This window comes from Rothia sp. 18CD1-1 (assembly GCF_055285355.1).
Window position 1 is genome coordinate 243,100 of record NZ_JBUZLI010000007.1, and the last position, 23,533, is coordinate 266,632.

Annotated in this window: 23 protein-coding genes; 7 read left to right on the forward strand and 16 right to left on the reverse strand. The window is 58.3% G+C overall.

Annotation, left to right across the window (positions count from 1 at the left end):
- Positions 1 to 6: 6 nt before the first annotated feature.
- The 5 genes from ACS1BR_RS06950 to ACS1BR_RS06970 form a co-directional block, all read right to left on the reverse strand.
- Positions 7 to 930 (reverse strand): ABC transporter substrate-binding protein, encoded by a 924-nt coding sequence (locus tag ACS1BR_RS06950; protein ID WP_463561234.1) that lies wholly within the window; start codon positions 928 to 930, stop codon positions 7 to 9.
- Positions 927 to 1,601: an ABC transporter permease gene (locus ACS1BR_RS06955; protein WP_463561235.1), complete on the reverse strand. Its 675-nt coding sequence runs from the start codon at positions 1,599 to 1,601 to the stop codon at positions 927 to 929. The genes ACS1BR_RS06950 and ACS1BR_RS06955 overlap by 4 nt, the downstream gene beginning before the upstream one ends.
- Positions 1,598 to 2,272 (reverse strand): ABC transporter permease, encoded by a 675-nt coding sequence (locus ACS1BR_RS06960; RefSeq protein ID WP_463561236.1) that lies wholly within the window; start codon positions 2,270 to 2,272, stop codon positions 1,598 to 1,600. The genes ACS1BR_RS06955 and ACS1BR_RS06960 overlap by 4 nt, the downstream gene beginning before the upstream one ends.
- Entirely contained in the window at positions 2,269 to 3,333 is a 1,065-nt protein-coding gene (locus tag ACS1BR_RS06965) for an ABC transporter ATP-binding protein (protein ID WP_463561237.1), read from the reverse strand. Before ACS1BR_RS06965 ends, ACS1BR_RS06960 begins: the two co-directional genes overlap by 4 nt.
- Positions 3,334 to 3,466: 133 nt before the next feature.
- Positions 3,467 to 4,498, reverse strand: a complete 1,032-nt coding sequence (locus tag ACS1BR_RS06970) for an ABC transporter substrate-binding protein (RefSeq protein ID WP_463561239.1) — start codon at positions 4,496 to 4,498, stop codon at positions 3,467 to 3,469.
- A 108-nt stretch (positions 4,499 to 4,606) separates the two neighbouring features.
- Between ACS1BR_RS06970 and ACS1BR_RS06975 the strand changes: the two genes are divergently transcribed.
- On the forward strand, positions 4,607 to 5,665 hold the full coding sequence (locus ACS1BR_RS06975) for a FecCD family ABC transporter permease (RefSeq protein ID WP_463561240.1): 1,059 nt from the start codon (positions 4,607 to 4,609) through the stop codon (positions 5,663 to 5,665).
- Positions 5,662 to 6,699 (forward strand): FecCD family ABC transporter permease, encoded by a 1,038-nt coding sequence (locus ACS1BR_RS06980; protein ID WP_463561241.1) that lies wholly within the window; start codon positions 5,662 to 5,664, stop codon positions 6,697 to 6,699. The genes ACS1BR_RS06975 and ACS1BR_RS06980 overlap by 4 nt, the downstream gene beginning before the upstream one ends.
- A 10-nt stretch (positions 6,700 to 6,709) precedes the next feature.
- Here the strand turns inward: ACS1BR_RS06980 and nadE are convergent, their stop codons facing one another.
- Positions 6,710 to 7,534: an ammonia-dependent NAD(+) synthetase gene (gene nadE / locus ACS1BR_RS06985; RefSeq protein WP_463561260.1), complete on the reverse strand. Its 825-nt coding sequence runs from the start codon at positions 7,532 to 7,534 to the stop codon at positions 6,710 to 6,712.
- Positions 7,535 to 7,653: 119 nt separating this feature from the next.
- Between nadE and ACS1BR_RS06990 the strand changes: the two genes are divergently transcribed.
- Together ACS1BR_RS06990 and ACS1BR_RS06995 are read left to right on the forward strand one after the other, a co-directional pair.
- Entirely contained in the window at positions 7,654 to 8,121 is a 468-nt protein-coding gene (locus tag ACS1BR_RS06990) for a DUF4870 domain-containing protein (protein WP_463561242.1), read from the forward strand.
- Positions 8,122 to 8,335: 214 nt separating this feature from the next.
- Positions 8,336 to 9,628 (forward strand): adenylosuccinate synthase, encoded by a 1,293-nt coding sequence (locus ACS1BR_RS06995; protein ID WP_463561243.1) that lies wholly within the window; start codon positions 8,336 to 8,338, stop codon positions 9,626 to 9,628.
- Between the two features lie 149 nt (positions 9,629 to 9,777).
- On the opposite strand, the gene ACS1BR_RS07000 is transcribed toward ACS1BR_RS06995, so the two are convergent.
- The 4 genes from ACS1BR_RS07000 to ACS1BR_RS07015 all read right to left on the reverse strand — a co-directional run bounded on the left by ACS1BR_RS07000 (position 9,778) and on the right by ACS1BR_RS07015 (position 14,244).
- Positions 9,778 to 10,893, reverse strand: a complete 1,116-nt coding sequence (locus tag ACS1BR_RS07000) for an ImmA/IrrE family metallo-endopeptidase (RefSeq protein WP_463561244.1) — start codon at positions 10,891 to 10,893, stop codon at positions 9,778 to 9,780.
- Complete coding sequence (locus tag ACS1BR_RS07005) at positions 10,886 to 11,554, reverse strand: hypothetical protein (RefSeq protein WP_463561245.1); 669 nt, start codon at positions 11,552 to 11,554, stop codon at positions 10,886 to 10,888. The genes ACS1BR_RS07000 and ACS1BR_RS07005 overlap by 8 nt, the downstream gene beginning before the upstream one ends.
- 354 nt (positions 11,555 to 11,908) lie before the next feature.
- The gene (locus ACS1BR_RS07010) at positions 11,909 to 13,204 is read right to left on the reverse strand and encodes a M18 family aminopeptidase (RefSeq protein ID WP_463561246.1); all 1,296 of its coding nucleotides are present in this window, start codon (positions 13,202 to 13,204) and stop codon (positions 11,909 to 11,911) included.
- Positions 13,205 to 13,209: 5 nt separating this feature from the next.
- Positions 13,210 to 14,244, reverse strand: a complete 1,035-nt coding sequence (locus tag ACS1BR_RS07015) for a lysostaphin resistance A-like protein (protein WP_463561247.1) — start codon at positions 14,242 to 14,244, stop codon at positions 13,210 to 13,212.
- A 159-nt stretch (positions 14,245 to 14,403) separates the two neighbouring features.
- Here ACS1BR_RS07015 and ACS1BR_RS07020 point away from each other — a divergent pair, with 159 nt between their 5' ends.
- On the forward strand, positions 14,404 to 15,855 hold the full coding sequence (locus ACS1BR_RS07020; RefSeq protein WP_463561248.1) for a hypothetical protein: 1,452 nt from the start codon (positions 14,404 to 14,406) through the stop codon (positions 15,853 to 15,855).
- 101 nt (positions 15,856 to 15,956) lie between these two features.
- Here the strand turns inward: ACS1BR_RS07020 and ACS1BR_RS07025 are convergent, their stop codons facing one another.
- The 6 genes from ACS1BR_RS07025 to ACS1BR_RS07050 all read right to left on the reverse strand — a co-directional run bounded on the left by ACS1BR_RS07025 (position 15,957) and on the right by ACS1BR_RS07050 (position 19,795).
- Positions 15,957 to 16,490, reverse strand: a complete 534-nt coding sequence (locus ACS1BR_RS07025) for a carboxymuconolactone decarboxylase family protein (protein WP_463561249.1) — start codon at positions 16,488 to 16,490, stop codon at positions 15,957 to 15,959.
- Positions 16,490 to 17,080 (reverse strand): peroxiredoxin, encoded by a 591-nt coding sequence (locus ACS1BR_RS07030; RefSeq protein ID WP_463561250.1) that lies wholly within the window; start codon positions 17,078 to 17,080, stop codon positions 16,490 to 16,492. Before ACS1BR_RS07030 ends, ACS1BR_RS07025 begins: the two co-directional genes overlap by 1 nt.
- Before the next feature lie 172 nt (positions 17,081 to 17,252).
- Positions 17,253 to 18,539: a glycosyltransferase family 87 protein gene (locus ACS1BR_RS07035; RefSeq protein WP_463561251.1), complete on the reverse strand. Its 1,287-nt coding sequence runs from the start codon at positions 18,537 to 18,539 to the stop codon at positions 17,253 to 17,255.
- Positions 18,540 to 18,569: 30 nt separating this feature from the next.
- Entirely contained in the window at positions 18,570 to 19,007 is a 438-nt protein-coding gene (locus ACS1BR_RS07040) for a hypothetical protein (protein WP_463561252.1), read from the reverse strand.
- Positions 19,008 to 19,042: 35 nt separating this feature from the next.
- On the reverse strand, positions 19,043 to 19,234 hold the full coding sequence (locus ACS1BR_RS07045; RefSeq protein WP_463561253.1) for a hypothetical protein: 192 nt from the start codon (positions 19,232 to 19,234) through the stop codon (positions 19,043 to 19,045).
- A 60-nt stretch (positions 19,235 to 19,294) separates the two neighbouring features.
- The gene (locus tag ACS1BR_RS07050; RefSeq protein ID WP_463561254.1) at positions 19,295 to 19,795 is read right to left on the reverse strand and encodes a DUF456 domain-containing protein; all 501 of its coding nucleotides are present in this window, start codon (positions 19,793 to 19,795) and stop codon (positions 19,295 to 19,297) included.
- A 235-nt stretch (positions 19,796 to 20,030) separates the two neighbouring features.
- Here ACS1BR_RS07050 and ACS1BR_RS07055 point away from each other — a divergent pair, with 235 nt between their 5' ends.
- Together ACS1BR_RS07055 and ACS1BR_RS07060 are read left to right on the forward strand one after the other, a co-directional pair.
- Positions 20,031 to 22,865 carry a multicopper oxidase domain-containing protein gene (locus ACS1BR_RS07055; protein ID WP_463561255.1) on the forward strand — a complete coding sequence of 945 codons (2,835 nt, stop codon included), beginning with the start codon at positions 20,031 to 20,033 and terminating at the stop codon, positions 22,863 to 22,865.
- A gap of 227 nt (positions 22,866 to 23,092) precedes the next feature.
- A complete protein-coding gene (locus tag ACS1BR_RS07060) occupies positions 23,093 to 23,380 on the forward strand; it encodes a hypothetical protein (protein ID WP_463561256.1) in 288 nt (95 codons plus the stop codon).
- Positions 23,381 to 23,533 lie beyond the last annotated feature (153 nt).

Genomic DNA, 23,533 nt, shown 5'->3' on the forward strand with positions numbered 1-23,533 from the left:
TACTAACTAGCCCATCTTCTGCTCCACCCAGTCCCCTGCCGCAGAGGCCGGGTTCACCTTCTCTTTCCCCGAGACCCGCCTATTGAGCGCTACCAAGTCCTCGGTGGTCAACAGCGCTGACACCTCATCGAGCACCCTGGCCACTGCAACCGAAACCAGCCCCGCATTCACCACGGGAACAACCTGCTGCGGAATAAAATTATTCAGCGGGTCCTCAAGCACCACAAAATCATTCTCCTCAATAGCCGGGTCGGTAGAAAACAGATCCGCAACCTGCACCGTGCCCTCTTTAAGGGCGGCTACGGTCAGCGGACCGCCGCCGTCGTTAATGGGTGAAAAATCTGCGGGAACAAACCCGTATTTTTCTTTCAACCCGGGTAACCCATAAGAGCGCTCTGCAAACTCCGGTGGTGCACCCACCACAAGCTGCCCACTGTGATCGGTGAGATCGGCGATAGATACCAGGCCCATGCTCGCCGCGGTCTCAGCTGTTACCACCAGCGAATCTTTATTCTCGGCCGCCGCCGGGGAAAGCAGGGAAAGCTCACCGGGCAGCTGCCGGGCAAGCGCACCCACAACATCGGCGGCTGTGGTCTGCTGCGCGGACGGATCGAGGTAGAGCAGCAGGTTACCGGTGTAATCGGGCACCAGACCCACCGAGCCCTCCCTCAGCGCCCCCATCAATGCCTCCCGTGCCCCAATTGCCGGACGGGTCTCGGCTTTCAGGCCCCGCTTCACCAGGGCTGCCGCATAAATTTCAGCGATAATCTGCGACTCGGTAAAATCTGCTGACCCAACCACCACGGTGTCAGAGACAGCCCCGCTTCCAAAAGCGGTCTCACCCGAAATACCGCAGGCTGAAAGCACCAAAGACCCGGCACCGGCCCCCGCAACACCCCAAAAAGTACGCCTGCTCATAGAGAAAGTCACGATGATAGCTCCTTCGTGTCGGTGGGTACGGTGAGGGCCCTCTGCACCAGCGAGAGCAGCATATCAACGGTGAGCGCCAGGGCCGCCACCAGCACCACTGCGGCCACCATGCGGGTGTAGTCGCGCACGGCAAGACCGTCGATAAGATACCGGCCCAGCCCACCCAGATTGATATAGGCCATGACCGTCACGGTCGCGATCACCTGCAAAACAGTGTTGCGTATCCCGCCAAAAATAAGCGGTGCGGCAAGGGGAACCTCCACTCTCCAGAGGATCTGCCACTCCGTCATACCCTGGGCCCGGGCCGAATCGGTAACCGCGGGTTCAACAGCGGCGATACCCGAATAGACCCCCGCCATCAGCGGTGAAACAGCCAGAATCACCAGGGCCAGTATTGGGGCGGTCAGCCCCAGTCCCAACCAGAGAGTGAACAGGGTGAGTAGGCCCAGCGTCGGCAGCGAACGCAGCGCCCCGGTGAGGGCCACCACCAGGTTCCCTCCCCGGCCGGTATGCCCCACCCACAACCCCAGGGGTAGGGCGATCAGGGTGGCGCAGAAAAGAATAAGCCCGGTGTATTCGAGGTGCTCACCCAGGCGCTGCCAGATCCCCCCGCTACCGGTCCAGGCACCGGGCGCAGTCAACCATGCCCAGGTTTTATCAAAAATATTCATGCCCGCCTCCACCGGGAAAACCGGGCCCCAACCAACCCCAGGAGGCGGTCAAACAGCAGTGCCAGCACAACCGTGCCCACAATACCCGTCACTATTTCTACCGGAAGGTCACGCCGCAGCCCATCGGTAAACAGACTTCCCAGCGACTGAATACCGATCACAGCCCCCACCGAAACCATAGAAATATTAGAAACCAGTGCCACCCGCAGACCGGCGACCATCACGGGGACCGCAAGCGGGAACTCCACCGCCCAAAAACGACGCAGGGGCCGATAGCCCATAGCGGTCGCCGCCTCAAGGGTCACCGGTGAAACCGACTCAAAAGCGTCCACCGTAGAGCGCAGCATCATCGCGACCACGTAGAGGGTGAGCGCCACATACACGTTGAGGAGGGATGTGATAGAGGTACCCAGTACCAGGGGCATCAGTACCAAAAGGGCTAAAGAAGGCACCGTATAGAGCAGAGCGGCAGAGTTCACCACCAGGCCCCGCCGCAGCTGCCCCAGACCGGTGGTAGCCACCGTTGATCTACCGTCGCGACGGCGGGCCAGAGCCAGCCGGGCCAGCGGAAGAGAGATCAGGGTTCCGGACACCACCGGAATCAGCGACTGAAGCAGGTGTAAGATTGTCAACCCACCCACGTACTGCCAATTGGAGAGAAACCAGTTCATTCACTCACTCCGTAGCGGTAGAGACGCTCAGCCTCGGTGGCATCGAGTACATCTTGGGAGCTGAGCAGGCCCACCGCTTTCCCCCGCCCATCGACCACAACGCCCCAGCCCGAGGGCGAAGAAAGCACGGAGTCAAGGGCCTCGCGAAGACTACCGCCCTCCGTGAAAAGGGAGCCACCGGGTATATGACGATCACCGATAATCCAGCCGGCTGGCCTACCGTCTTCAACCCTGAGCAGCCAGGGAGCCTCCGGCGAGTCCAGCGGGTGAATCGTGAGATTCTCTGCCGGGGCAAAGGTGAGCCGGCGTACCCCGCGGTCCCGCCCCACAAAGGAGGCCACAAAATCATCTGCCGGTTCACGGAGAATCTCCTCGGGGGTACCGAACTGCGCAACCCGACCACCGATAGAAAAGACTGCCAGGTAGTCACCGAGCATAATTGCCTCATCAATATCGTGTGTCACAAAAATGATGGTGCGGTTAAGCTGACTTTGCAGGCGCAGGATCTCGCCCTGTAGCTCCGAACGCACCAGGGGGTCAACCGCAGAGAAAGGTTCGTCCATGAGGATAATCGACGAGTCCGCGGCGAGCGCACGGGCAACCCCCACCCGCTGGGCCTGCCCGCCGGAGAGCTGGGCCGGGTAGCGTTGTGCCAGGGACTCGCTGAGCCCAACCAGGCGCATGAGCTCCAGCGCCCGTGCGCGGGCCTGCCGGCGACCGGTGCCGGTGAGCAGCGGGACCGTGGCAATATTATCGACAATGCTCTTGTGCGGCATAAGCCCCGCCTGCTGGAGTACGTAGCCCATGGTGCGTCGCAGCCGGTAGGCGGGTAGAGAGGTGTTCTTCTGGCCGTTGACCAGGATTTCGCCGCTGTCGGGCTCCACCATGCGGTTGATCATGCGCAGCGAGGTGGTCTTCCCGCAGCCCGAGGGCCCAACGAACACGGTGATACGGCCAGCCGGAATCTTTAAGCTGAGATTGTTGACGGCGCTGTGGCCATCATAATTTTTGGTGACCGACCGAAATTCGATAGCGTCCGGGACAGAAACGGCTACGTGCAAAAGTGATTCCTACCATAGAGAATATTCAATGGGTCGAGTCTACTCTTTCACGGGCCGCCATCTCAAGAAGCGCCAGCATAAACCAGGAGGGTACCAGCACCCTCCCAGCTTAAACACAATATTGCTGGTGCCCCTAGGCGGACACTGCCTCCTTGACCCTGTCAATCACACCCATAGCGGCGGTAATACCCGCATTGATGTAGAACATCTCGTCGTCGACCTGCACGGCCTGACCGGCGGCAACCGGTTCCAGGGTCTCCCAGAGGGCCTCGGAGGTCAGACTCGATGCATCCCCACCCTGCACACCGTAGAAGAGCCAGGTGCCGTTCGCCTGATCGAGCTGCTCAGCAGAAATATCAACCGAGGTCTTATCAACCCGCTGCGACTCGGGCCGGGCCAGCCCCGAATCCTCACAGATTGACCCCACAAAAGAGGAGACACCCCAGATACGGATACGGTCGGAGGTTTGCCGCAGGAATGAGAAGGTGTGGTCGTTCTGCACCGACTCGCCCAGCTCTCTTGCCGACGAGTAGTAGCGCTCCAGCAGCGATGCCGCCTCATCGGTATTCCCCAGGGCCGCGGCAACAATCTGGAAGTCCTGCTTCCAGTTCACCCCGGTGCCCTCGGTCACCACAATCGGGGCGATAGCCGACAGCGACTCGTAGATCGAGTCGTCATCCTGCTGGTTGTTGAGCAGGATGAGGTCGGGGTTGAGGTTCGCGATGGCTTCGGTATCGGGGGCGGTGCGGGTTCCCACGGCCGCTATAGAGTCGAGTTCTGAAGCGTGCCGACTGTAGGCGGTACGCAAGTATTCCGGCACAATATCTGCGTCTTTTGCCGTAGTTGCCGCGAGAGGAACCACGCCCAGTGCCAGGGCGTCATCGAGCTGGCCGGTTGCGATCACCACCACCCGCTCAGGGGCAGCCTCCAGAGTAGTCTCCCCGCGGAAATGGCCGACCGTGCGGGGGAACACGCCCGACGCCGCATCCGTGCCCATCCCCTCGGGCAGGTCGGAGGGGGCGGTGGAGATGTCAGCAGAAGAAGCAGAGGATGAGCTCGATGACTCCGAGCTCGGTGAACCGCCGCAGGCGGTAAGCACCAGGGCGCCCACACCGGTCAGAGCGACCCCGGCAAAAGATCGACGGGACAGGGGGACAGAGCTCATATTTTTTAGCGTAACCATAAATATAGGATAGCCTAACCTCAATCATATTTCGTGCTATTGTTTTGACGGTTACTTCAGCGCATCACCCACGAAAGTTATGCCCGTGCGATGAAACCATCCCTGACCAGCCACCGACGACACCTCGGAACCGTCCTCACCCTGGGTGCGACAATTCTGCTAGTCCTCTGCGTCCTCTCGCTAGCCGTCGGCTCCCGCATGATCACCCCCGCGGATGCCCTCAACGGCTTCCTACACCCGACAAACACCACCGACTCACTCATCGTGTGGAAACTGCGTGTACCCCGCACACTGACCGCCCTCCTCGTGGGGGCAGCCCTCGCCACAGCGGGCGCACTCATGCAGTCACTAACCCGCAACCCGCTCGCCGAACCCGGCATACTCGGGGTCAACAGCGGTGCCGCTGTGTTTGTAGTATCGGGGATCGCCCTCCTCGGCATCACGGGAGCCTTCGGCCAGCTCTGGCTTGCCCTCAGCGGCTCCGGCCTGGCAGCCACCGCGGTATTCCTCATCGGAACCGCACGCAACCACACCGTTATGGATAAAACATCACAGCTACTACTCTCCGGTGTAGCCCTCAACGCGTGCCTCAGCGCCATCACCGGGATCATCACCATGTTCAACTCCCGCGCCTTCGACTCCTACCGGTTCTGGGTGGTGGGAGCCCTGGAGAAACAAAGTACAGAAACCCTGACATCAGCCCTACCCTTTGCCCTCGTCGGACTGGTGCTAGCCTTCGCACTGATCCGCCCGCTGAGTGCGCTCGCCCTGGGAGAGGACACCGCGGCCGGCCTGGGTGTACCCGTACCCCTGATCCAGGGAGCCACCCTGCTGTCCATCATGCTCCTGTGCGGTTCGGCAACCGCAATCGCCGGACCCATCTCCTTTGTCGGCCTGGTAGTCCCCCACGTGCTGAGACTCCTGGTAGGTACCGAGCTCTCCCTGATCATCCCGTTCTCCCTCATGGGCGGGCCGGTTCTCGTGCTCGGTGCAGACATCATAGGGCGGGTGATAGCTATCCCGGCGGAGGTTGAGGCCGGAATTGTCACCGCCTTCATCGGTGCGCCCGTGCTCCTGCTGCTGGTACTGCGGCTCAGCTCCACCGGGAAGAAAAACACGCGCAGACACCGGGGAGGAACCCCCGCATGAAAAAACAACACCTGCCGGGTATCTACCGCTCTCCCCGACCAACAACCGCCGGCATAATCCTGTTACTCCTTTTGGCCGCCACCGTGACCCTCCTGCTGGGCACCTACTCCATATCCCCGGCCGGAGTCTGGGACGTCGCGGTAGGGGGCGGCAGCGAACTCGACCGGCACATTGTTTTAAACCAGCGCCTACCGCGCCTGGTAGCCGCCGCCACCGTGGGGAGCGCCCTGGGCCTGGCCGGGGCCATTTTCCAGTCAATATCGCGTAACCCCCTGGGCTCCCCCGACATCATCGGGTTCACCACAGGTTCTGCCACCGGCGCGCTCTTTACTGTGCTCCTACTGACACAGACCGGTACCGATGCCGAAACCCTAGCCTCGGGCCCCGGGATTGGCGTTGGCATGGGTGCAGTCACCGGGGGCTTTCTCACCGCCGCGGTAGTACTCCTGCTCAGCGGTGCCACCGGGTCCACATCTATCGGCCACAAACTGGTGCTCGTAGGTATCGCCGTGGGCGCTATGCTCGCGGCAATCAACGACTTTCTGCTCACCCGCGCCGACCTCGAAAAAGCTGAGTCCGCCAAAACCTGGCTCTACGGCTCCCTCAACGCCCTCACCTGGAACACCGTCTGGCTCCCTGCCCTCTGCGCAACAGCACTGATACCGCTGGTGCTCAGCCTGACAAAAATACTGCGGATACTCGAACTCGGCGAAGACCTAGCCTCCGGCCTGGGCCTACCCGTGCGGGCAGCAACCAACCTGCTCATCACCGGTGCGGTGATACTCACCTCGATATCAATCGTGCTCGCCGGACCCATCAGTTTTCTAGCACTCATCGCCCCGCAGCTCACTCACCGTATCTATAGGACACCGGGCACCGCCCTATGGCAGTCGGCCCTCACCGGGGCACTGCTACTGGTAGTGGCAGACTATTTTGCCGCCCACGCCCTCGCACCCTTTCAAATCCCGGTAGGTTTGGTGACCGGGGCGCTCGGCGGCATCTACCTGCTATGGATCATGACGCGCAGAAAATAGTCTCTTGAGACTAGCTCCTGTACCAGCTATCAAAAACGGTCACCGGCAGCGAGCGCTTATGGCGGCTCCTCAGATACCTCTCCTCAATGGCATCCGCCACCGATTCGGGAACCTCCCGCCCCTCCAAATAGTCATCGATCTCCTCATAGGTGACCCCGAGCTCCTCCTCATCGGTGCGACCCGGCTTAGCATCCAGCAAATCCGCGGTGGGCACCTTCTCCCAGAGCCGTCTCTCAGCCCCCAGCACCTTAAGCAGCTCACGGTTCTGCCGCTTATTCAGGCCAAAGAGGGGCATCACATCGGCACCACCGTCACCAAACTTGGTGAAAAACCCCGTAACCGACTCTGCTGCGTGGTCGGTGCCAACCACCAAAAGGTTCTTTTCACCGGCAATGGCGTACTGGGCAACCATGCGTGCGCGCGCCTTCACATTCCCCCTATTGAAATCCGACATCTCACAGCCGCCGGCCTCAACAAAAGCAGACTCAAAACGGTCAACAGCCGGACCCACATTATAGGTGATGCTCTGTTGCGGCCTAATAAACCGCAGCGCCGCTTGCGCATCTTCTTCATCACGCTGCACCCTGTAGGGAAGACGCACCGCGATAAACTGTGCCGGGATACTCTCAAGCCCCAGCTGCTCCACGGCAAGCTGACAGAGCCTACCCGCCAGAGTGGAATCAAGACCGCCGCTGATACCCAGCACGAAACCGGAGGCACCGCTGGCTTTGAAATAGTCGCAGAGAAACTGCACGCGCTTGCGCACCTCGGTGGCGGGGTTAACGAGCGGTTTAACACCCATTTCTTCAATAATTTTTGCCTGTAGCTCGCGCATGAACACCATTTTACCCTCCCCCAATCTACCGGCAGGGCGGGGCAGAACAACAAAACCCGGGCCCTCCACCGTAAAATAGAACCATTACCGTACCAACCCCACCATAGCCAGGGAGAACAATGACAGAACACAACTACGGCCAGTACACCAACAACAACCAGCAGGGGTACCCCGCGCCTCAGCCACCCACGCAGACCGTCGACGCCTACGGGAACCCCATAGCGCCCGACGCCAAGACTATGTCGGTGCTCTCCCACCTCTCCACGCTGATTCTCAGCCTCGTCAGCCTGGGTTTCCTCAGCCTGCTAGGCCCCCTCATTTTCTGGTTCATCTACAAAGACAAGCCCGGCCACCAGTTCACAGCCGCCAACTCCGCCCGCGCCTTCAACTTCAACTTCACCATGTGGCTGGTTAATATGGCCGGCTACATTATCCTTCTGGTTACTTTCGGCTTGGGGATACCGGTGTCCTTCCTCCTCTGGCTGGCAGCCGGAATCTGCCTCATTGTCTTTCCCATCATTGCCGCGGTTAAAGCTAACCAGGGCGAGGTCTACAACTACCCCATGCAAATCCGCATCATTAAATAGCCGCTAACCCCGGTGGAAACTCAGCGGCTGCTAACACGCGGTGTCCTCTGCGGCCCGAGCTTCTACCCCGGAAGACAAGCCTGTATCCTAGGTAACCGGTGTGTTTTACCGACGAGCCAACCCGTCAAGGTTTCCCGAAAGCAGGAAATAGGCTGTAAACCGCACCGCACCGCCGTGAACCCCGGCCGGTGAAGCGCTCACAAGGAGTATGTTCATGCCAGCGATCGTGATTGTCGGGGCCCAGTGGGGCGACGAAGGCAAAGGGAAAGCAACCGATTTGCTCGGCGGCCGCGTTGACTACGTGGTCAAACCCAACGGCGGCAACAACGCCGGTCACACCGTGGTGGTTAACGGCCAAAAATTTGAGCTCAAGCTCCTGCCCGCGGGTATTCTCTCCGTCAACGCGACACCGGTCATTGGTAACGGCGTGGTGGTGAACCCCGAGGCTCTCTTTGAAGAGATTGACGGTCTCGAAGCCCGCGGTGCGGACACCTCAAAACTCAAAATCTCGGCCAACGCGCACCTGGTTGCCCCCTACCACCAGACCATGGACAAGGTTACCGAACGGTTTTTGGGCAAGCGCGCTATCGGCACCACCGGTCGCGGAATCGGCCCCGCCTACATGGACAAGGTGGCGCGGCTGGGCATACGCGTGCAGGATATTCTCGACGAATCAATCCTGCGTCAAAAAGTGGAGGGAGCCCTCCGGCAGAAAAACGAGCTGCTGGTCAAGGTCTACAACCGCCGCCACGTTGATGTAGACGAGATTGTGGACTATTTTATGTCTTTCGCCGACCGGCTCAAACCCATGATCGTTGAATCAACGCAGCTACTCAACGACGCTCTCGACCGGGGCAAAATTCTGCTCATGGAGGGTGGGCAGGCAACCTTCCTCGACGTTGACCACGGCACCTACCCCTTTGTGACCTCATCTAACCCCACCGCCGGCGGCGCCTCGGTGGGTTCGGGGGTTGGCCCCACCAGGATCTCACGTGTTATCGGTATTCAGAAAGCCTACACCACCCGTGTCGGCGCCGGGCCCTTCCCCACCGAACTCTTCGACGAGATGGGAGACTTTTTACGAAAGACCGGCGGCGAGTTCGGGGTTAACACCGGCAGGCCCCGCCGTTGCGGCTGGTATGACGCGGTGCTGGCACGGCAGGCTGTGCGGGTCAACGGTTTCACCGACCTCTTTATCACCAAGCTTGACGTTTTGACCGGTCTCGAAAAAATCCCCGTCTGTGTCGCCTACGATGTGGACGGAGTGCGCCACGACGAGATGCCCATGACCCAGACCGATTTCCACCACGCCAAGCCCATCTACGAATATTTTGACGGCTGGGAAGAAGACATCAGCGGAGCAAAAACCCTCGACGATCTACCGGAAAACGCCCGCGCATATGTGGCGAAACTTGAGGAAATGTCCGGCTGCCGCATCTCGGCTATCGGCGTGGGCCCCGACCGAGACAACACCATCGTGGTGCGCGACCTCATCGAGGAGAACTAGACGGCAGCCTCCCGCGCGGCTACCGGGCGCTACCCGGCTATTATCGACTAAAGCCCGTACCGTGATGGCCGGCTAGAGAAATCTGCTGCACTCTGACAAATACATTTCTCCCGTAGCCGGCCGCCTTTCTGCACAGGGTCTCACCACCTTTATAGAGTATTAACCGCTTTAAGCCGGCGGTTTCTTTGGTTGCTTCCGGGGGGCACCGTAGCAGTGCGTCCTCCCTCAATCAGTTCAAACCGGGGCTGCATCATCAGGATAGACACATCGACGGGAGGCAGACAGAGGTCAGCGGCAATCCTCTCAACGGTGACCGCACCTTTCTTTTCTGCCCCCAGAACCTGCGGAAAGACCCTCGAAAACTCCTGGGCCGGCATACCCTGTGGTTCACCAGTTTTATAGCCTAACCGGGTCAGCTCCCGGCAGGTGATCCGGTATACCCAGTCGCTCATATAGCCCTGTTTATGCAGGGCATAGGTCAGAGCCATTGCAGAGACCTTAAAAATATTTTTACCCTTCAGAATATCCTCAAAGCTAGGCTGACGAGCTATATAGTCAGCCAGGGCCGGTTTGGGCATGAGGAATTCTGAGGCAAATCGGTCAGCCTCTCTTTCCTGCTCCGCGGTGATCCTGGGCTCAGCATTCTTATGAAGCACCAGATGTCCCAGTTCATGGGCAATATCAAAGCGAGTGCGCTCGGGAGTTTTATTGCGCGACAAATAGATGTAGGGGAGACGATCATGCCTAAAGGAAAAAGCGTCCACAGAATGAGCCAATCGCGGCAGACCAAAGACAGCAATACCCTTGGATTCGCAGAGCTGCACCAGATTGGGTAGGGCTTTTGTTCCCAGACCCCATTCTTCCCTCAGCAGCTGCGCAGCCAACTGCGGGGTCTCCATACCAAAAACAGGTAGGTTGAGCTGGGGCAGGGTGAAGCGTTGCCGGATCCACCGGTGAATCTCAATACCGTTCACTCCCGATGCTTTGGCCGCATCCTTATTTTTTCGGGTAGTATCTCGCCCTGCCCGATAATTGACACACTCGATCTCTTCCATGTCGATATGATCAAGCTGCATACTGAAATAGCCGGCGGGATAGTCAAGCACCGCTGCAAGTTTTGACGCGGCACTCAGTGGGGCCTGCCCGGACTCGTATTTTTGAACGGTGCGCTCACTGACTGATAGCTCACCGGCCAGCGAACGCTTGGTATGGCCCCGTCTCTGACGGGCCAACTGTATACGCCCGGCGACAAGAGTCTTAGCCAATGCTGAACTCAACCTCGCCACCGCCCACATCTGCCGGCTGAGCAATATCCGCCGTCAATTGCACGGGCTCAAGAATCACTCTCATAAACCATGACCCAAATTGGCCGTCGCGAAAATCAGGAGCCGGTAGAGATATTTCGCAGCGAATCTCGTCTTCTGATCTATGGTAGAGGAGGAACCAGTCACCGGCAGGAGGCTGATTACCAGCTTCGGCAAGCAGGTTCTGCCCGGGCTTTTCGAGTTTAAAAAGGGCAGGCTGAAGTGCGTTAACAGCGTCTTGGGTCGCCTTCCCTTTCCGACGCTGGGCTTTGGGCGAAGCAGAGGGGTCCGGATCACCTGTCACCTCGTTACCGCCGATAATCCCCAGTCTAAATTTCTTATCGCTACTGATAGCAAGCGGCCGGTTACGGGAGTCATCAAGTTTCCATCTAAGCTCTGTGACAAGGCGCTCGCGCAGTACTTCAGTAACTTGAAACCAGCGCCGAGAACCTGCAGCGGTTACCGGGGCCGAGCGCCGAGTGTTGCCCTCAGCAGTCTCCCCCGCCTCCAGTGCCTCATAGATCCAGTTGATGTTGATACCGTCCATCTTGGACAAGAAGGGAGGCGCGTCTTCAGGTTGGATAACGATAGTATCTTGCGGCAAGGACAGCGAAGCGGGCATGGTCTTCTTCCTCATCTCATGGTGCAAAACTGCGGTGCAAAACTTGGCTACCTCAAATTATTGCACAAAACGCGAACCTCTCAGATGGGTCTGCGTCCGTATCGTCCCTTACACATAAATTCTTCAGCACACAGATGCAGACGGGAATGAGTCGCAGAACCTCAGGGACAGGACACAGAAGAGCGGAATAGACGCTCTCACCTCAAAAGATAGGATCGGCGCATGATAGGCATCCTGGATCTCATAAACGTAGCGTGAGTAAACCGCAAGAGTGTATCACTTGCAAACTCCCTCTAGGCCGGTAGCTTGGGGCCGCCGAGTCTGCGCGGTGTGTAGTCTGCCCCGGTCTGGCGTCTACATGAGGTAGAAACTTTCAATTGCCCTCGTCAGGTATGCGGCGTCTGCTACGTGGCACATCTCCCGCGCCGAGTGCATGGACAGTAGACCCAGGCCCACGTCAACGGTGCGCACCCCCAGCCGGGTGGCCGTGATGGGGCCGATGGTGGAGCCGCAGGGGACATTGTTGTTTGACACAAATTCCTGGTAGGGAACCTGCGCTTTCTGGCAGGCTAACGCAAACATTCCTGCCCCTACCGAGTCGGTGGCGTAGCGCTGGTTGGCGTTAATTTTGAGGAGCGGGCCGGCACCCGGCTGGGGGCGGTTAGCGGGGTCGTGGTGGTCCGGATAGTTGGGGTGTACCAGGTGCCCGGCATCGGAGGAGAGGCAGACTGATCGGGCGATAGACTGCCGGTACTGCTCGGGGTTTTCACCGCGAGCGGCAGAGAGCCGCACCAGGATATCCTCCAAGAAGGGTCCGGCGGCACCGGACCGTGTGGCCGAGCCAATTTCTTCGTGGTCAAAGGCAGCCAGGATCACCGTCTGCGCACCGGGGTGGGGTTGTCCCGCGTATCGTTCAAGGGCGCAGAGTCCCGCGTGAACCGAGGAGAGATTATCCAACCGCCCCGAGGCAAAAAATTCCTTATCCGCCCCAAAGACCCGCGGGGGCTGACTATCGACAAGAAACAGATCATGTCCCACAATATCGGCGGAACCTATGTCTTTCGGGGTTCCGTATTCGGCCAGGTAGGCTAACAGGTCTGCTTCCACGGCGCTATCACCCCAGACCGGGTAGATGTTGTGCTGCCGGTCGAGCTTGAGCCCGTCATTGGCTGAGCGGTCGAGGTGGATCGCCAGTTGGGGAATGCGTGCCAGCGGTTCAGTACAGACCAGCACCTGGTCCAGTTCACCTCCCCTGTTGAGGGTGAGTCTGCCGGCAAGACAGAGCTCCCTATCAAGCCAGGAGTTGAGCAGCGCGCCACCGTAGACCTCAACCCCCACTTGGTTCCAACCAAATTTTTTGAGGGAGGGCCGGGGTTTCACTTTGAAGCCGGGTGAGTCGGTGTGCGCACCCAGAATCCGGTAACCGGCGGCTTTCTCTGTGCCACCTGCCCAGGCGATGATCGCGCCGTCTCGAATAACAAAGTGTTTGTGTGCGGCCACCTCGGCGGTCCAGGGCTCGGTCTCGCTCAGCTGGGTGAACCCCGCCAAGGAGAGCCTGCGGGCCACAGCCTGAACGGCGTGAAAACTGGTGGGTGACTCCCGAACAAATTCCGCTAGATCATTTATATTTTTGCGCGCATCAACGGTCATGTTCTCTAGTGTAGCGAGACCAGCACCTCGTACTCCTGTGAGCGGGTTAGTCCCACCCGTCGTGCCGCGTAGACAATGCAGAGCACCAATACACCCTGCAAGATCAACGCCCAGAGAAAATCTGTAAAGTGTGAGCCTTCCTGGGCGAAGGGGTCGGCTAGCCCGAACACACCCATCACCATCAGCTGAAGGTTGTTGACGGTGTGCACGGCGATACCCGCTTCTAGCCCACCGGTGTACCAGGCAAGAAAACCAAAGGAGATTCCCATCACCAGAATGGATGCCTGACCCCAAAAATCGTAGGGGTGCCCGAGCATAAAGAACACCGCGGGGACCAGGATCGCCCAGGCCGGCGCCTTCAACCAGCGCCCCAGCGTTTGCATGAGGTAGCCGCGAAAGACCAGCTCTTCGGCATAGCACTGGAGGGGAACCACCGCCAGAATAAGCACGAGCAGCAGGGTAAGACTGGCCGGTGACACTTCGGTAGCCGGGGCAAACGACTCCCCGGCGAGCACACCTACGAGGAGTGCCACACAGGTAAAGGTGAGTGAGATTGCGGCGCACACCCAGAGCCAGCCCCAGCGAATTCTGCCCGTCACCGAGTGAATGAGTCCCCAGGGTTTGGGGCCGAAGACAAGGCGGGCCAGGCGCAGGGCCGGCCACATGGTGACCACCGGCATGAACATGAGCAGAAAAAACAGGGGCGACTCCAGGCTCCCCCTTTGCAAGACCTCCAGGTCACCGATGTCTGCGAGGCTGTCGCTCCGCCCGTAGGTGTAGAGCGCAAAGGTGACTCCCGCTGTCAGGATAAGACCCAGGTAGATGAGAGAGCCCAGGAGGCCTTCAAGCAGCGGCGTCCACCAGCGCGATGCGGGGTCCGTCAGAGCCAGCCGGTGGTATTCCAGCTGATGCCCGGTAGTTGGAAACGGTATAAAACCATCCCGGACACCGGGAAATTGAGGCAGCACACGGGTGTCATGGGGTGACGGTTCAACCGTCTTTTTCTTAGCGGGATCGATACCGCCGTTCTGCTCGCTCATGTCTACCAGCCTACGGAAGATGAAGACTTTTATCTTTGTTCAAGAAAATATTTCACATACCTAGATCAACATACGTAACCGGGTATATCTTGGATAAAGTATAAGAAAGTTGATATATCCCGCCTATCCATCTCCATCGCATGAAAGACGAGGTCTCCTATGGCACTGCGCTTCAACGTTCCACCCAACTGGCCCAAGCCTCCCGAAGGGTGGACTCCGCAGCCGGGTTGGCAGCCCGATCCCGCCTGGGGTCCGGCACCGGAGGGTTGGCGTTTCTGGGTTGAAGAGTCAGAACTCACCGATTCTTCAGCTTCTGCGGCCGCCGATTCTTCCCAGCAGGCGGGGAACGAGAGCGGCCCGGACGCCGAGCCCGAGAAAGCTGGTACCGAGGCTACCGAATCCACTGCCGGTACGGACTCTTCCGCGGACTCAAATACCGGCGATAGGGTGGCACCCGCCGATCCCGCGCGTGAGACCGGCACCGACCCCAAGACAGAAGTTTTTGATACCGGTCAAACAACCGGCGGCTCTACCGTCTCGGCTGCATCCACCGCCGCAGCGGGTACCGAGGGTCAGGAGACCCGGCAGTTCCCGCAGCAGCCCACCGAGGCCGGGCAGACCCAGCAGGCGGGACAGCCCCAGCAGCAGCCGGTAAATTACCAGCAGGGTACGGGGTCCTACCAGGGGAACCCCTACCAGCAGCAGGGTCACACCTACCCACACAACGGTACGCAGGGCCAGCCCAACCCCTACAGTCAGCCTTACACCCAGAAGAAAAACTTTTTCAGCACCACCGCCGGCATTCTCACCATTGTTGGTGCAATCCTTCTCGCTCTCATCATTGCCCTGGTACTGGTGTTTAGCATCTTTTCGGGCAGTAATTCATCGACGGAGTCTTCATCCACCTCGTCCTCATCATCTTCGGCGGCTTCTAGCCCGTCGGCGTCGTCGAGTTCACCATCGTCGTCAGGATCCGATTCGGGGTCTGCGGCAGATTCTGGTGAAAATAAGTCTGGCGAATCGGGGGCCTACACCGAGTACACGGGAACAGGTAATGACGTTCTCAAGGTGGCTAAACCCGAGGGTTCTAGCAAGGCTGTCTGGGTAGAGTACGAGTTTAAGGCAAGCGGATCCAGCAGCTACGGCGGCTTTGATCTGTCCGGCCAAGACGAGGACGGCGAAACCACCACTCTCGGAGTCTACCTGGGTTATAAGCAGCGGGAGGGGAAAGGCTCCATGTGGCTGGATACCGATAGCGAGCAGAAAGATACCACCAAGCTTACGGTGACAGCCAACGGTGAGTGGACCGTTCGTATTCACCCCGCGTCTGCTGCCCCCAGCTACGGTGCCGGTGATACTGTTTCGGGCAATGCTTCCACCGCCTTCATCTATAAGGGTGGGGCATCCACCGTGAAGGTAAAGTACACCGGAGAGAGCAGCAGCGACAGCTACCGGCTTCAAAAGTACGATAATAGTATCGAGTACTTCACCAGTCTCCTCAACGGTAACGGTCCCGAGTCCGAGAGTTCCTCGTCGCTGTCAGGTATCGATTCCAATACGGCCATGAATATGACCAGCTACGGTGGAAACTGGGAGGTCACCTTTGAGTAGGGATTCCTAGCCACCACAGGTGCGGGTGAGCCGTGGTCCTCGACATGTCGAGGACCACGGCTCACCCGCATAGGTATACCTTAGGGGGTATCGTGTGCTATTTATTTCCCGAGCGCCTCGGCCAGCTGAATACCCTGGGCCACACCGGCGAGGGTGGCCGCGATACGGATACCGTCGTTGACCGCCTCTTTAGAGAGCCCGCCTTCACGAACCACAGCTTCGTGGGAGGAGACGCAGTGGGAGCAACCGTTGACAGCCGAGACCACCAGGGAGAAGAACTCGAAATCAACCTTATCGACTCCACCAGCCTTACCAATGATCTGCATACGCAGGTTCGCGCGCTGGTCATCGTAGGCGCCGTCGAGGTAGCCGCGGGTACGGTAGAAAACGTTGTTCATGGCCATGATGGTTGCCGCCCCCAGGGCCGCACTGTAGGCATCGTCGGAGAGGTGCTGCTTAGCTTCCTCCGCAACCTCAACAACAACAGAATCCACTTTGGTAGCCGCCGCAGCTGCCAGGATCGAGCCCCAGAGCTGCTGCTCTGTCAGAGAGCTCACACGGGTCAGCGATGACAGGTTGAGATTGAGATCTTTGGCGTAATCCGGCAGCGCGGCGCGTAGGTTATCGATACTCATTATTTGTCACCGCCCATTTCTGCAAAAGCGTCGATGGTTGCCGCGCCCTTCTTCCAGTTGCAGGCGCAGAGCTCATCGGACTGCAGCGCGTCGAGCTGACGCAGGATCTCGTCGGTGTTACGACCCACCGAGTCGGCGGTGATAGATACCGACTGAATAACATTGTTGGGGTCGATAATGAAGGTTGCGCGATCCGCAACACCCTCCGCATTTTTAATACCCAGGGCAGTGACCAGTTCGCGGTTGAGGTCAGAAGCCATCACGATGGGCAGGTCCCTGAGTTCTTCGTGGGAGCGACGCCAGGCGTAGTGGGTGTATTCGTTATCTACAGAGACACCGATCACCCGGCAGTCGCGTGCCTCAAACTCGTCTGCGAGCTTGCCGAAGGCCGCGATTTCGGTGGGGCACACAAAGGTAAAGTCTTTGGGCCAGAAAAATACGACTCTCCACTGATCTTCATCGCGGTCTTTGGAGGAGACGCTGGTGAAGTAATCCTCGGGCTTCTGCGCGTCGACTGCGGAGAGGTCTCCGGGAATGACGCCGGTGAGTTCGTAGTCGGGAAATTCGTCGCCGATAGTCAGAACGGGCATTTTTCACCTTTCAGTTATACGTTTCCGCGGTACGCGGCCGATCCGCGAGACGGCTGAGATATTTCGTCTGCACCGCCCGCCCTCACCATTATATTATGAATTACTCATAATAATCTAGAGGTTCCGGGGTGATCCACGTCTTAGAACCGGCAAACGGCAATGCCGCCGCGCCCTAACCCGCGGACAGCTCCCGACGATTTTTAACCCCCGCATAGATCCAGAACATCACTACCACAAAGAGGCAGATCATCGGCAATGCCGCCGCCACCGAAGCAAGATAGGGCACGCTGTCAAGATCATCGGCGCTCCCCTTAATGGCCGCAGCAATCCACAGCGGCGAAATATACAGGCCCACCAGCCCCACCCAGGTAAGAATTTTCAGAGCAGACCTCACCCTCCTCCTGAAATAGACAAAGAAGACCGGCACAGCGTCAATGACTATGGCAGCAACGATCAGCGGCAGCCAGGTATTGTGGTGTGACCAGCTAATAGGCGACATCGACACCATGAGGAAAGCATTGAGCGCCACCTCAGAAAGCACCATGTTACGCCGGTACAGGATCGGAATAAGAGCAGCAACCCCCACCAGAAGAACCAAAACCAGCCCGTAGTAGCACAGCTTCAACAGGGTGCCCTCGGCAATACCCAGATGCATGAGCCAGCCCTGAATAGACACGTTATCGGGATAATTAATATTGCCCACACGCGAGGGGTCAGAGACAGCCGAGAACCAAAACTCCCTTGCTTGCTCACCCATCAAAAGAAAACCGAGCGCTACCGTTACGGCAAAAGTAACTCCCAGGGTGACCACCCCGCGAAAATCTTTGCGCATCAGCAGAATCAGCCCAAAAGCCAGCGGGGTGAGCTTAATTCCGCCGGCGATACCGATCAGAACACCGCGCGGCACCCTGCTTGCCGGTCGAACAAAATCCGCCAGCACCAGCAGCATAATAAGCGGGTTGATCTGCACCAACCCCAGCCCTCTACGCCAGGGGCCCGACAGCAGAATAAGCACCGTAAGCAGGGCAATGGTGCCGCCCCTACCCAGCCTATCCTGCAGAGGCAGACTATAGCCGCACGCCTGCGCGTAATCGTAGATCAGGGTAGCCAGCCACCAGCTCACCCCCAAAGAAAGGAAGATCATGATCGTGATACCCGCCCACTGGGGCAACCAGGCAAAAGGCAAAAAAAGCATGGCTGCAAAGGGCGGATAGGTGAAAGGAAGCGAGAAAGTATCGGATATCCGGTACAGATCAATCACATAGAGCGGCCTATCAAAACCATCGGTACCAAACACAGTCATGGCTCCGGCCCGATAAACCGAGAAATCCAGCCCACCAACGGTGAGTGAATACCAGAGGTTACCCGCACACACGAGGGCAAGAAGCAGATAGGCGGCAACCGCCCAAGCCCTACTGTAGTTTGATCCGGCCTGCCGGTGAGAAAAGACAGTATTCAAAGGTGACTCCGTGGGTACTATAGCGGTGATTTACTTCTTTTTAGCGGTGGCAACCAGGTTTTCACCGCGCGCCCGTCGCTGCTGACGCCTTGATTGTTTGCGGGGCTTTTTCTGCTTCTCCTTCTTGGGAAGGGCCGCAATACGCAGACCCAGTTCAACAACCATCAGCGCAAAAGCAGCGTAGTAAAGATAGATCTGCGGGTAGAGCCAGTAGATAGTGGCAACGTTACCGGCTATGGTTCCAATCAGCGCGATAACACCCAGGCCCAAAATCAGCAGATGCGCTACCGAAAACCGCGAGGCGGTTTCTGGGTTACGCCACACCAGATAGATGGCCATCAGCGCAAAGAGGATGGGGAAGAAAATCTGCCCGGAGAGCGTCATGGTATCGCCGGTGTAGCGGAATATTCCAAGCGCCTGCACAGTAGCGGTGGCAACGAGAGCAAGAGAGGCTGGCAAAGATTTCACCCAGCCAGTCTACCGGGTAGGCCGGCTACCGCACGCTAGGTGGCTAGGATCGATGATCGAGTAAAATCCGGGTGAGGGCCACAATCACCCAGGCCAGCGCAAAAAGTTCCCACCAGACTAATAATCCCCACAACCCAGCCCGAGGCCAGGTAGGCCTGCAAGTTGATGAGCACGGCAAAAACCGTGAGCACTGCAGCGATAATGAGGGTCTTTGAATCACGAAACACGGTGGTTTTCCTTCGATTGATACGGATCGGTACCGCAGCGGTGCGGCAGTAGGTCTGCACCTAGGGTGTCAAACCGTAGACAATAGCCGCAATAGCAAAGACGGTGCCGGCGGCAAGCGCGCATAAAAACTCGACCGCCATCCCTATACCCATTGACTTGAGTGCCTGCACAGTACCCGGAACAGCCTGGGCAAAATTGCCGCGGCGGACCGACTCGCTGAGGTAGAGGCCAGCGGCAAAACCGATAAAGATACCGAGCACCGGAAGCACAAACATACCCACGACCGCCCCGACAGCGCCCCAGAGCGTTGAACGATGAGGAATATTTTCCCTCTTGAGCGTGCGGCCGGTAAGAACAAGCTGCGCCGTCATGCCAACGAGCGTAAACCCACCGGCCAGGCCGAGGGCCCACCAGCCTTCCGGTGCTCTGATCACGAGAGACCAGAGCAAAAGCCCGCCCAATATCACCGGTGAACCGGGAAGGACCGGGTAGACCACGCCCACAATACCCACCCCGATGACCAGGGCGGAAACGAGGGTAATAACGATCTCAAGAGTCATGGAATCAAGTTTATACAGCCGCCCTATCGCGAGTTCCTTAGTTTTGTCCGAGTTCCTAGGAAATAACCCAGGAACTCGGACAAAACTAAGGAAGTCGATGCTCGCGGGCAGACGGTTATACGCACCGGCTGCCGCCCCAATATTTGACAAAACGTCTATAAGCCCGGGACCTCCGGCCAACTATAATTGCATATACCGTACCAGTATTGACCGCGATCCGATTGCTGAGCACACCTTGACCGATCACACCCCCGCCCCCGAGAACCCGCAGGGTCAAACACCGTCCCCCAAACCTATACGTATTGAAGGGGCGCCGGGCACACCGGGGAGTACCGCCCTCACACCGGAGCAGATCGCCCGCAAAGCTTCAGCGCGAGCCAGCTGGCACCGCAGAGCATCAAAGCCCGTGAGCGTGTGGATGATACTGCTCTTTATCTCTATTTTTGTGCACCGCTGGATTCCCAACTCGATCTGGCTCATGGTGCACATGGTTACCCTGGGCCTTATCACCAATTCCATTCTGATCTGGAGCCAGCACTTTACCGAAGCCCTGCTCAAGAACAGGCGGCCCGAGGAGGAACGGCGCGGGCAGGTCAACCGCATTTATGTTCTGAATGCTTCTATGGTTGTGCTCATGGTGGGTGTGGTCTTTGCTCTTTACCCGCTCACCCTTATCGGGTCTATCGGCGTGGGCGGGGTTGTGGCCTGGCACGGTATTTACCTGCTGAATCAGCTACGCGAGGCGTTGCCGGCCCGTTTTGATTCTACGGTTCGTTTCTATATTGCCGCCGCCTGGCTACTCCCCGTGGGGGCAGCTTTTGGTGCTCTACTCGCCAACAATTCGTTTTCTGCCTCCCGGTATTCGCAGCTGTTGCTGGCTCACGAGGCAACCAATATTTTGGGGTTTGTGGGTATCACCGTGGTGGGTACCCTGGTGACGCTCTGGCCCACCATGCTGCGGACCAAGATGAAGGAGGGTGCTGTACGGTCATCGAACGCTGCGCTGTTCACGATGTGTGCGGGTCTTGCTCTCACCACCGGTGGGGCTCTGGTCGGTCTCGGGCAGCTAGCGGGTGCGGGGCTGGTGATTTATGCTCTGGGGTTGCTGGTTGTTGCGGTGCTCATGGTGCGCACCTGCACGGTCAAGAAGCCCAGCGACTACCCCACTCTTTCGGTGGCGGCCGGGTTCGGCTGGCTTGTGGTGGGGGTTATCTGGGCTGCTGTCCTGCTGTTTACCTCCCCCCTGGCTAATCTCAATCTTCGGCTTATTACCCCGGTTTTTGTGGCGGGGTTCTTACTCCAGGTGCTTCTGGGGGCCATGAGCTATCTTTTGCCGGTGGGAATGGGAGGTGGCCCCGCCGCGGTGCGGGCGGCAAACCGCGAGTTCAACCGTTTTTCTTTTGGGCGGGTAGCCATCATTAATATCTGCCTGTTTTTCTTTGTGCTGCCCACCGATTTCACCGGGTCCTGGGTGCGGGCGACCACCTCGGTTCTGGGGGCACTGACCTTTGCCTCTTTTATTCCGCTCATGCTTCGCGGAGTTCGACGCTCCGTGGCGGCCCGTAAAGAAGTAATTGCCGCCCGTGCCCGGGGAGAGAAGCCCCAGCCGACACCCGAAGGCTTAGCCCCGGCTAGGCCGAATGTTCGGCGTGAACTTCTGCTGGGGGGCGGGGCGGCACTGGCCGCTGTGGCTGCCGGGGTGGCTATTGCGCCATCGTCGTCACGTCTTTTTCGCGCTGTTTCGGACTCCGGGGCGGCGGGGACCGGGCAGACTACCCGGGTGACTGTTGAGGCTACCGCGGATATGCGTTTTGTCCCCGATTCTATTGAGGTTCCCGCCGGTAATTCTCTGGTGATTGAGGTCAAGAATACCGATACCACCAATGTTCACGATCTTTACCTAGATACCAACGGCGGTGTGCAAACCGGCCGTATTGATCCCGGCGAGAGTAAGACCCTTGAGGCCGGGGCGATTAGCTCGGATGTGGAGGGCTGGTGCACGATTGTTGGGCATCGAGCTATGGGTATGACCTTGAGTGTGGTGGCTATAGGTGCCTCGGGGCAGGGTTCGGCTGGTTCTCATGATTCTCACGCGCATTCTCATTCGGCTTCGGAGACTATGACCAGCAGTGAGATTGATTTTCAGGGTGAGCTGGGTTCAGGCTATGAGGTGCGGGATGCGGTGCTCTCGCCCGTTGGGGAGGGAGAAATTGAGGACGGGCGGACCGTGCACAGGGTAACTCTCGATGTTACCGAGGTTCAGCAGGAGGTTGCCCCCGGGGTTAGTATTCGGTCTTGGACTTTTGCCGGTCGCTACATGGGGCCAATTTTGCACGCGAAGCTGGGGGATATTTTTGAGATAACCCTGGTGAATAGCGGAACTATGGGGCATAGTATAGATTTTCATGCGGGTATGGTGTCTCCCGATGAGAATATGCGGACTATTGCTCCCGGTGAGTCTTTGGTTTACCGGTTTGAGGCTACCGGTTCGGGTATTTGGCTTTATCACTGTTCTACATCTCCTATGAGCTCTCATATTGCGGCGGGAATGTTTGGCGCGGTGGTGGTTGACCCCGAGTCCCTCGACGGGGTGGACCGTGAGTATGTATTGGTGCAGAATGAGACCTATCTTGCTGACACCGGTGAGGGAGCCCACGAGGGTAATCGTCTTACCGAGGTTTCTCCCGAGGGTGTTGACGCGGGCCGGCCGACCCTTGCCCTGTGGAACGGGCACGCTACCCAGTATGTTGCTCGGCCGCTTGAGGCCCGTGTGGGTGAGCGGGTGCGTATCTGGGTTTTGGCTGCCGGTCCGGCCCGGGGCACGAGTTTTCATGTGGTGGGTTCGCAGTTTGACACCGTCTATAAGGAGGGTGCTTACCTGTTGCGCGGTGGCCGTGATTCTTTTGGGGTTTCGGGTGGGCATTCTCAGGCCCTGGATCTTTCTGCCGCTCAGGGTGGTTTTGTGGAGATGGAGTTTTTGGAGGCGGGAACCTATACCTTTGTTAATCATGATTTCTCGGATATGGAGCGCGGTGCCCGTGGTCTTATTCGGGTGAGTGAGGCAGGTTAGAAGAGAGCCGCGGTTGGTAGCGGGGCCTCACAGCCTGTGATGGGGTTTCTGCGGTGATGTGCTCGTGTTTGTCTCATAGTGTGGGATGTTGGATAGGCTTTTGACCCGGTTTTTGTCCCCTTTTAGACCTACATATGCCCGGTTAATACTGTTTGTTCTCGACAGGCCGGGATAGTCCTTCAAGAATAAGATCCCAAGACGATGCAATCGGCAGAGGGGTGTTGACGGTGGCTGATTTACGTTTTGAGTATGAGACTATTCAAGCGGTTATGGATGCCTGTGAACAGACCCGTGTCGAGGCTGAGACCCTGGCCGGGTATATGATCCTGCACTCAGGTAGTGAGGATCCTTTGATGGATCGGCACGAAGAGATCAGAAACCGTGAATCGTCCTGTGCTATCGAGTCTATTGACCTACTCTCTCATACCCGCAACGGAGCCCAGACCGTTTATACCAATTTCAAGGAAGCCGACCGGGCCGGTAGCGGTATTAGTGCAGAAGGAGCCGGCGGCTAGGGGCTTCCCTCTTGTTTATTTTGGCTTAGACGAAAATTCTTTATAGGGGTTATGGATAGAGAAAGGTTGTGTTCCCCGTGTATGGTGATCGGTTGTATCGGCCTTCTGATTGGTATCCTTTGACCGGTGGGGATCCCTGTCCGGGGAACCCGG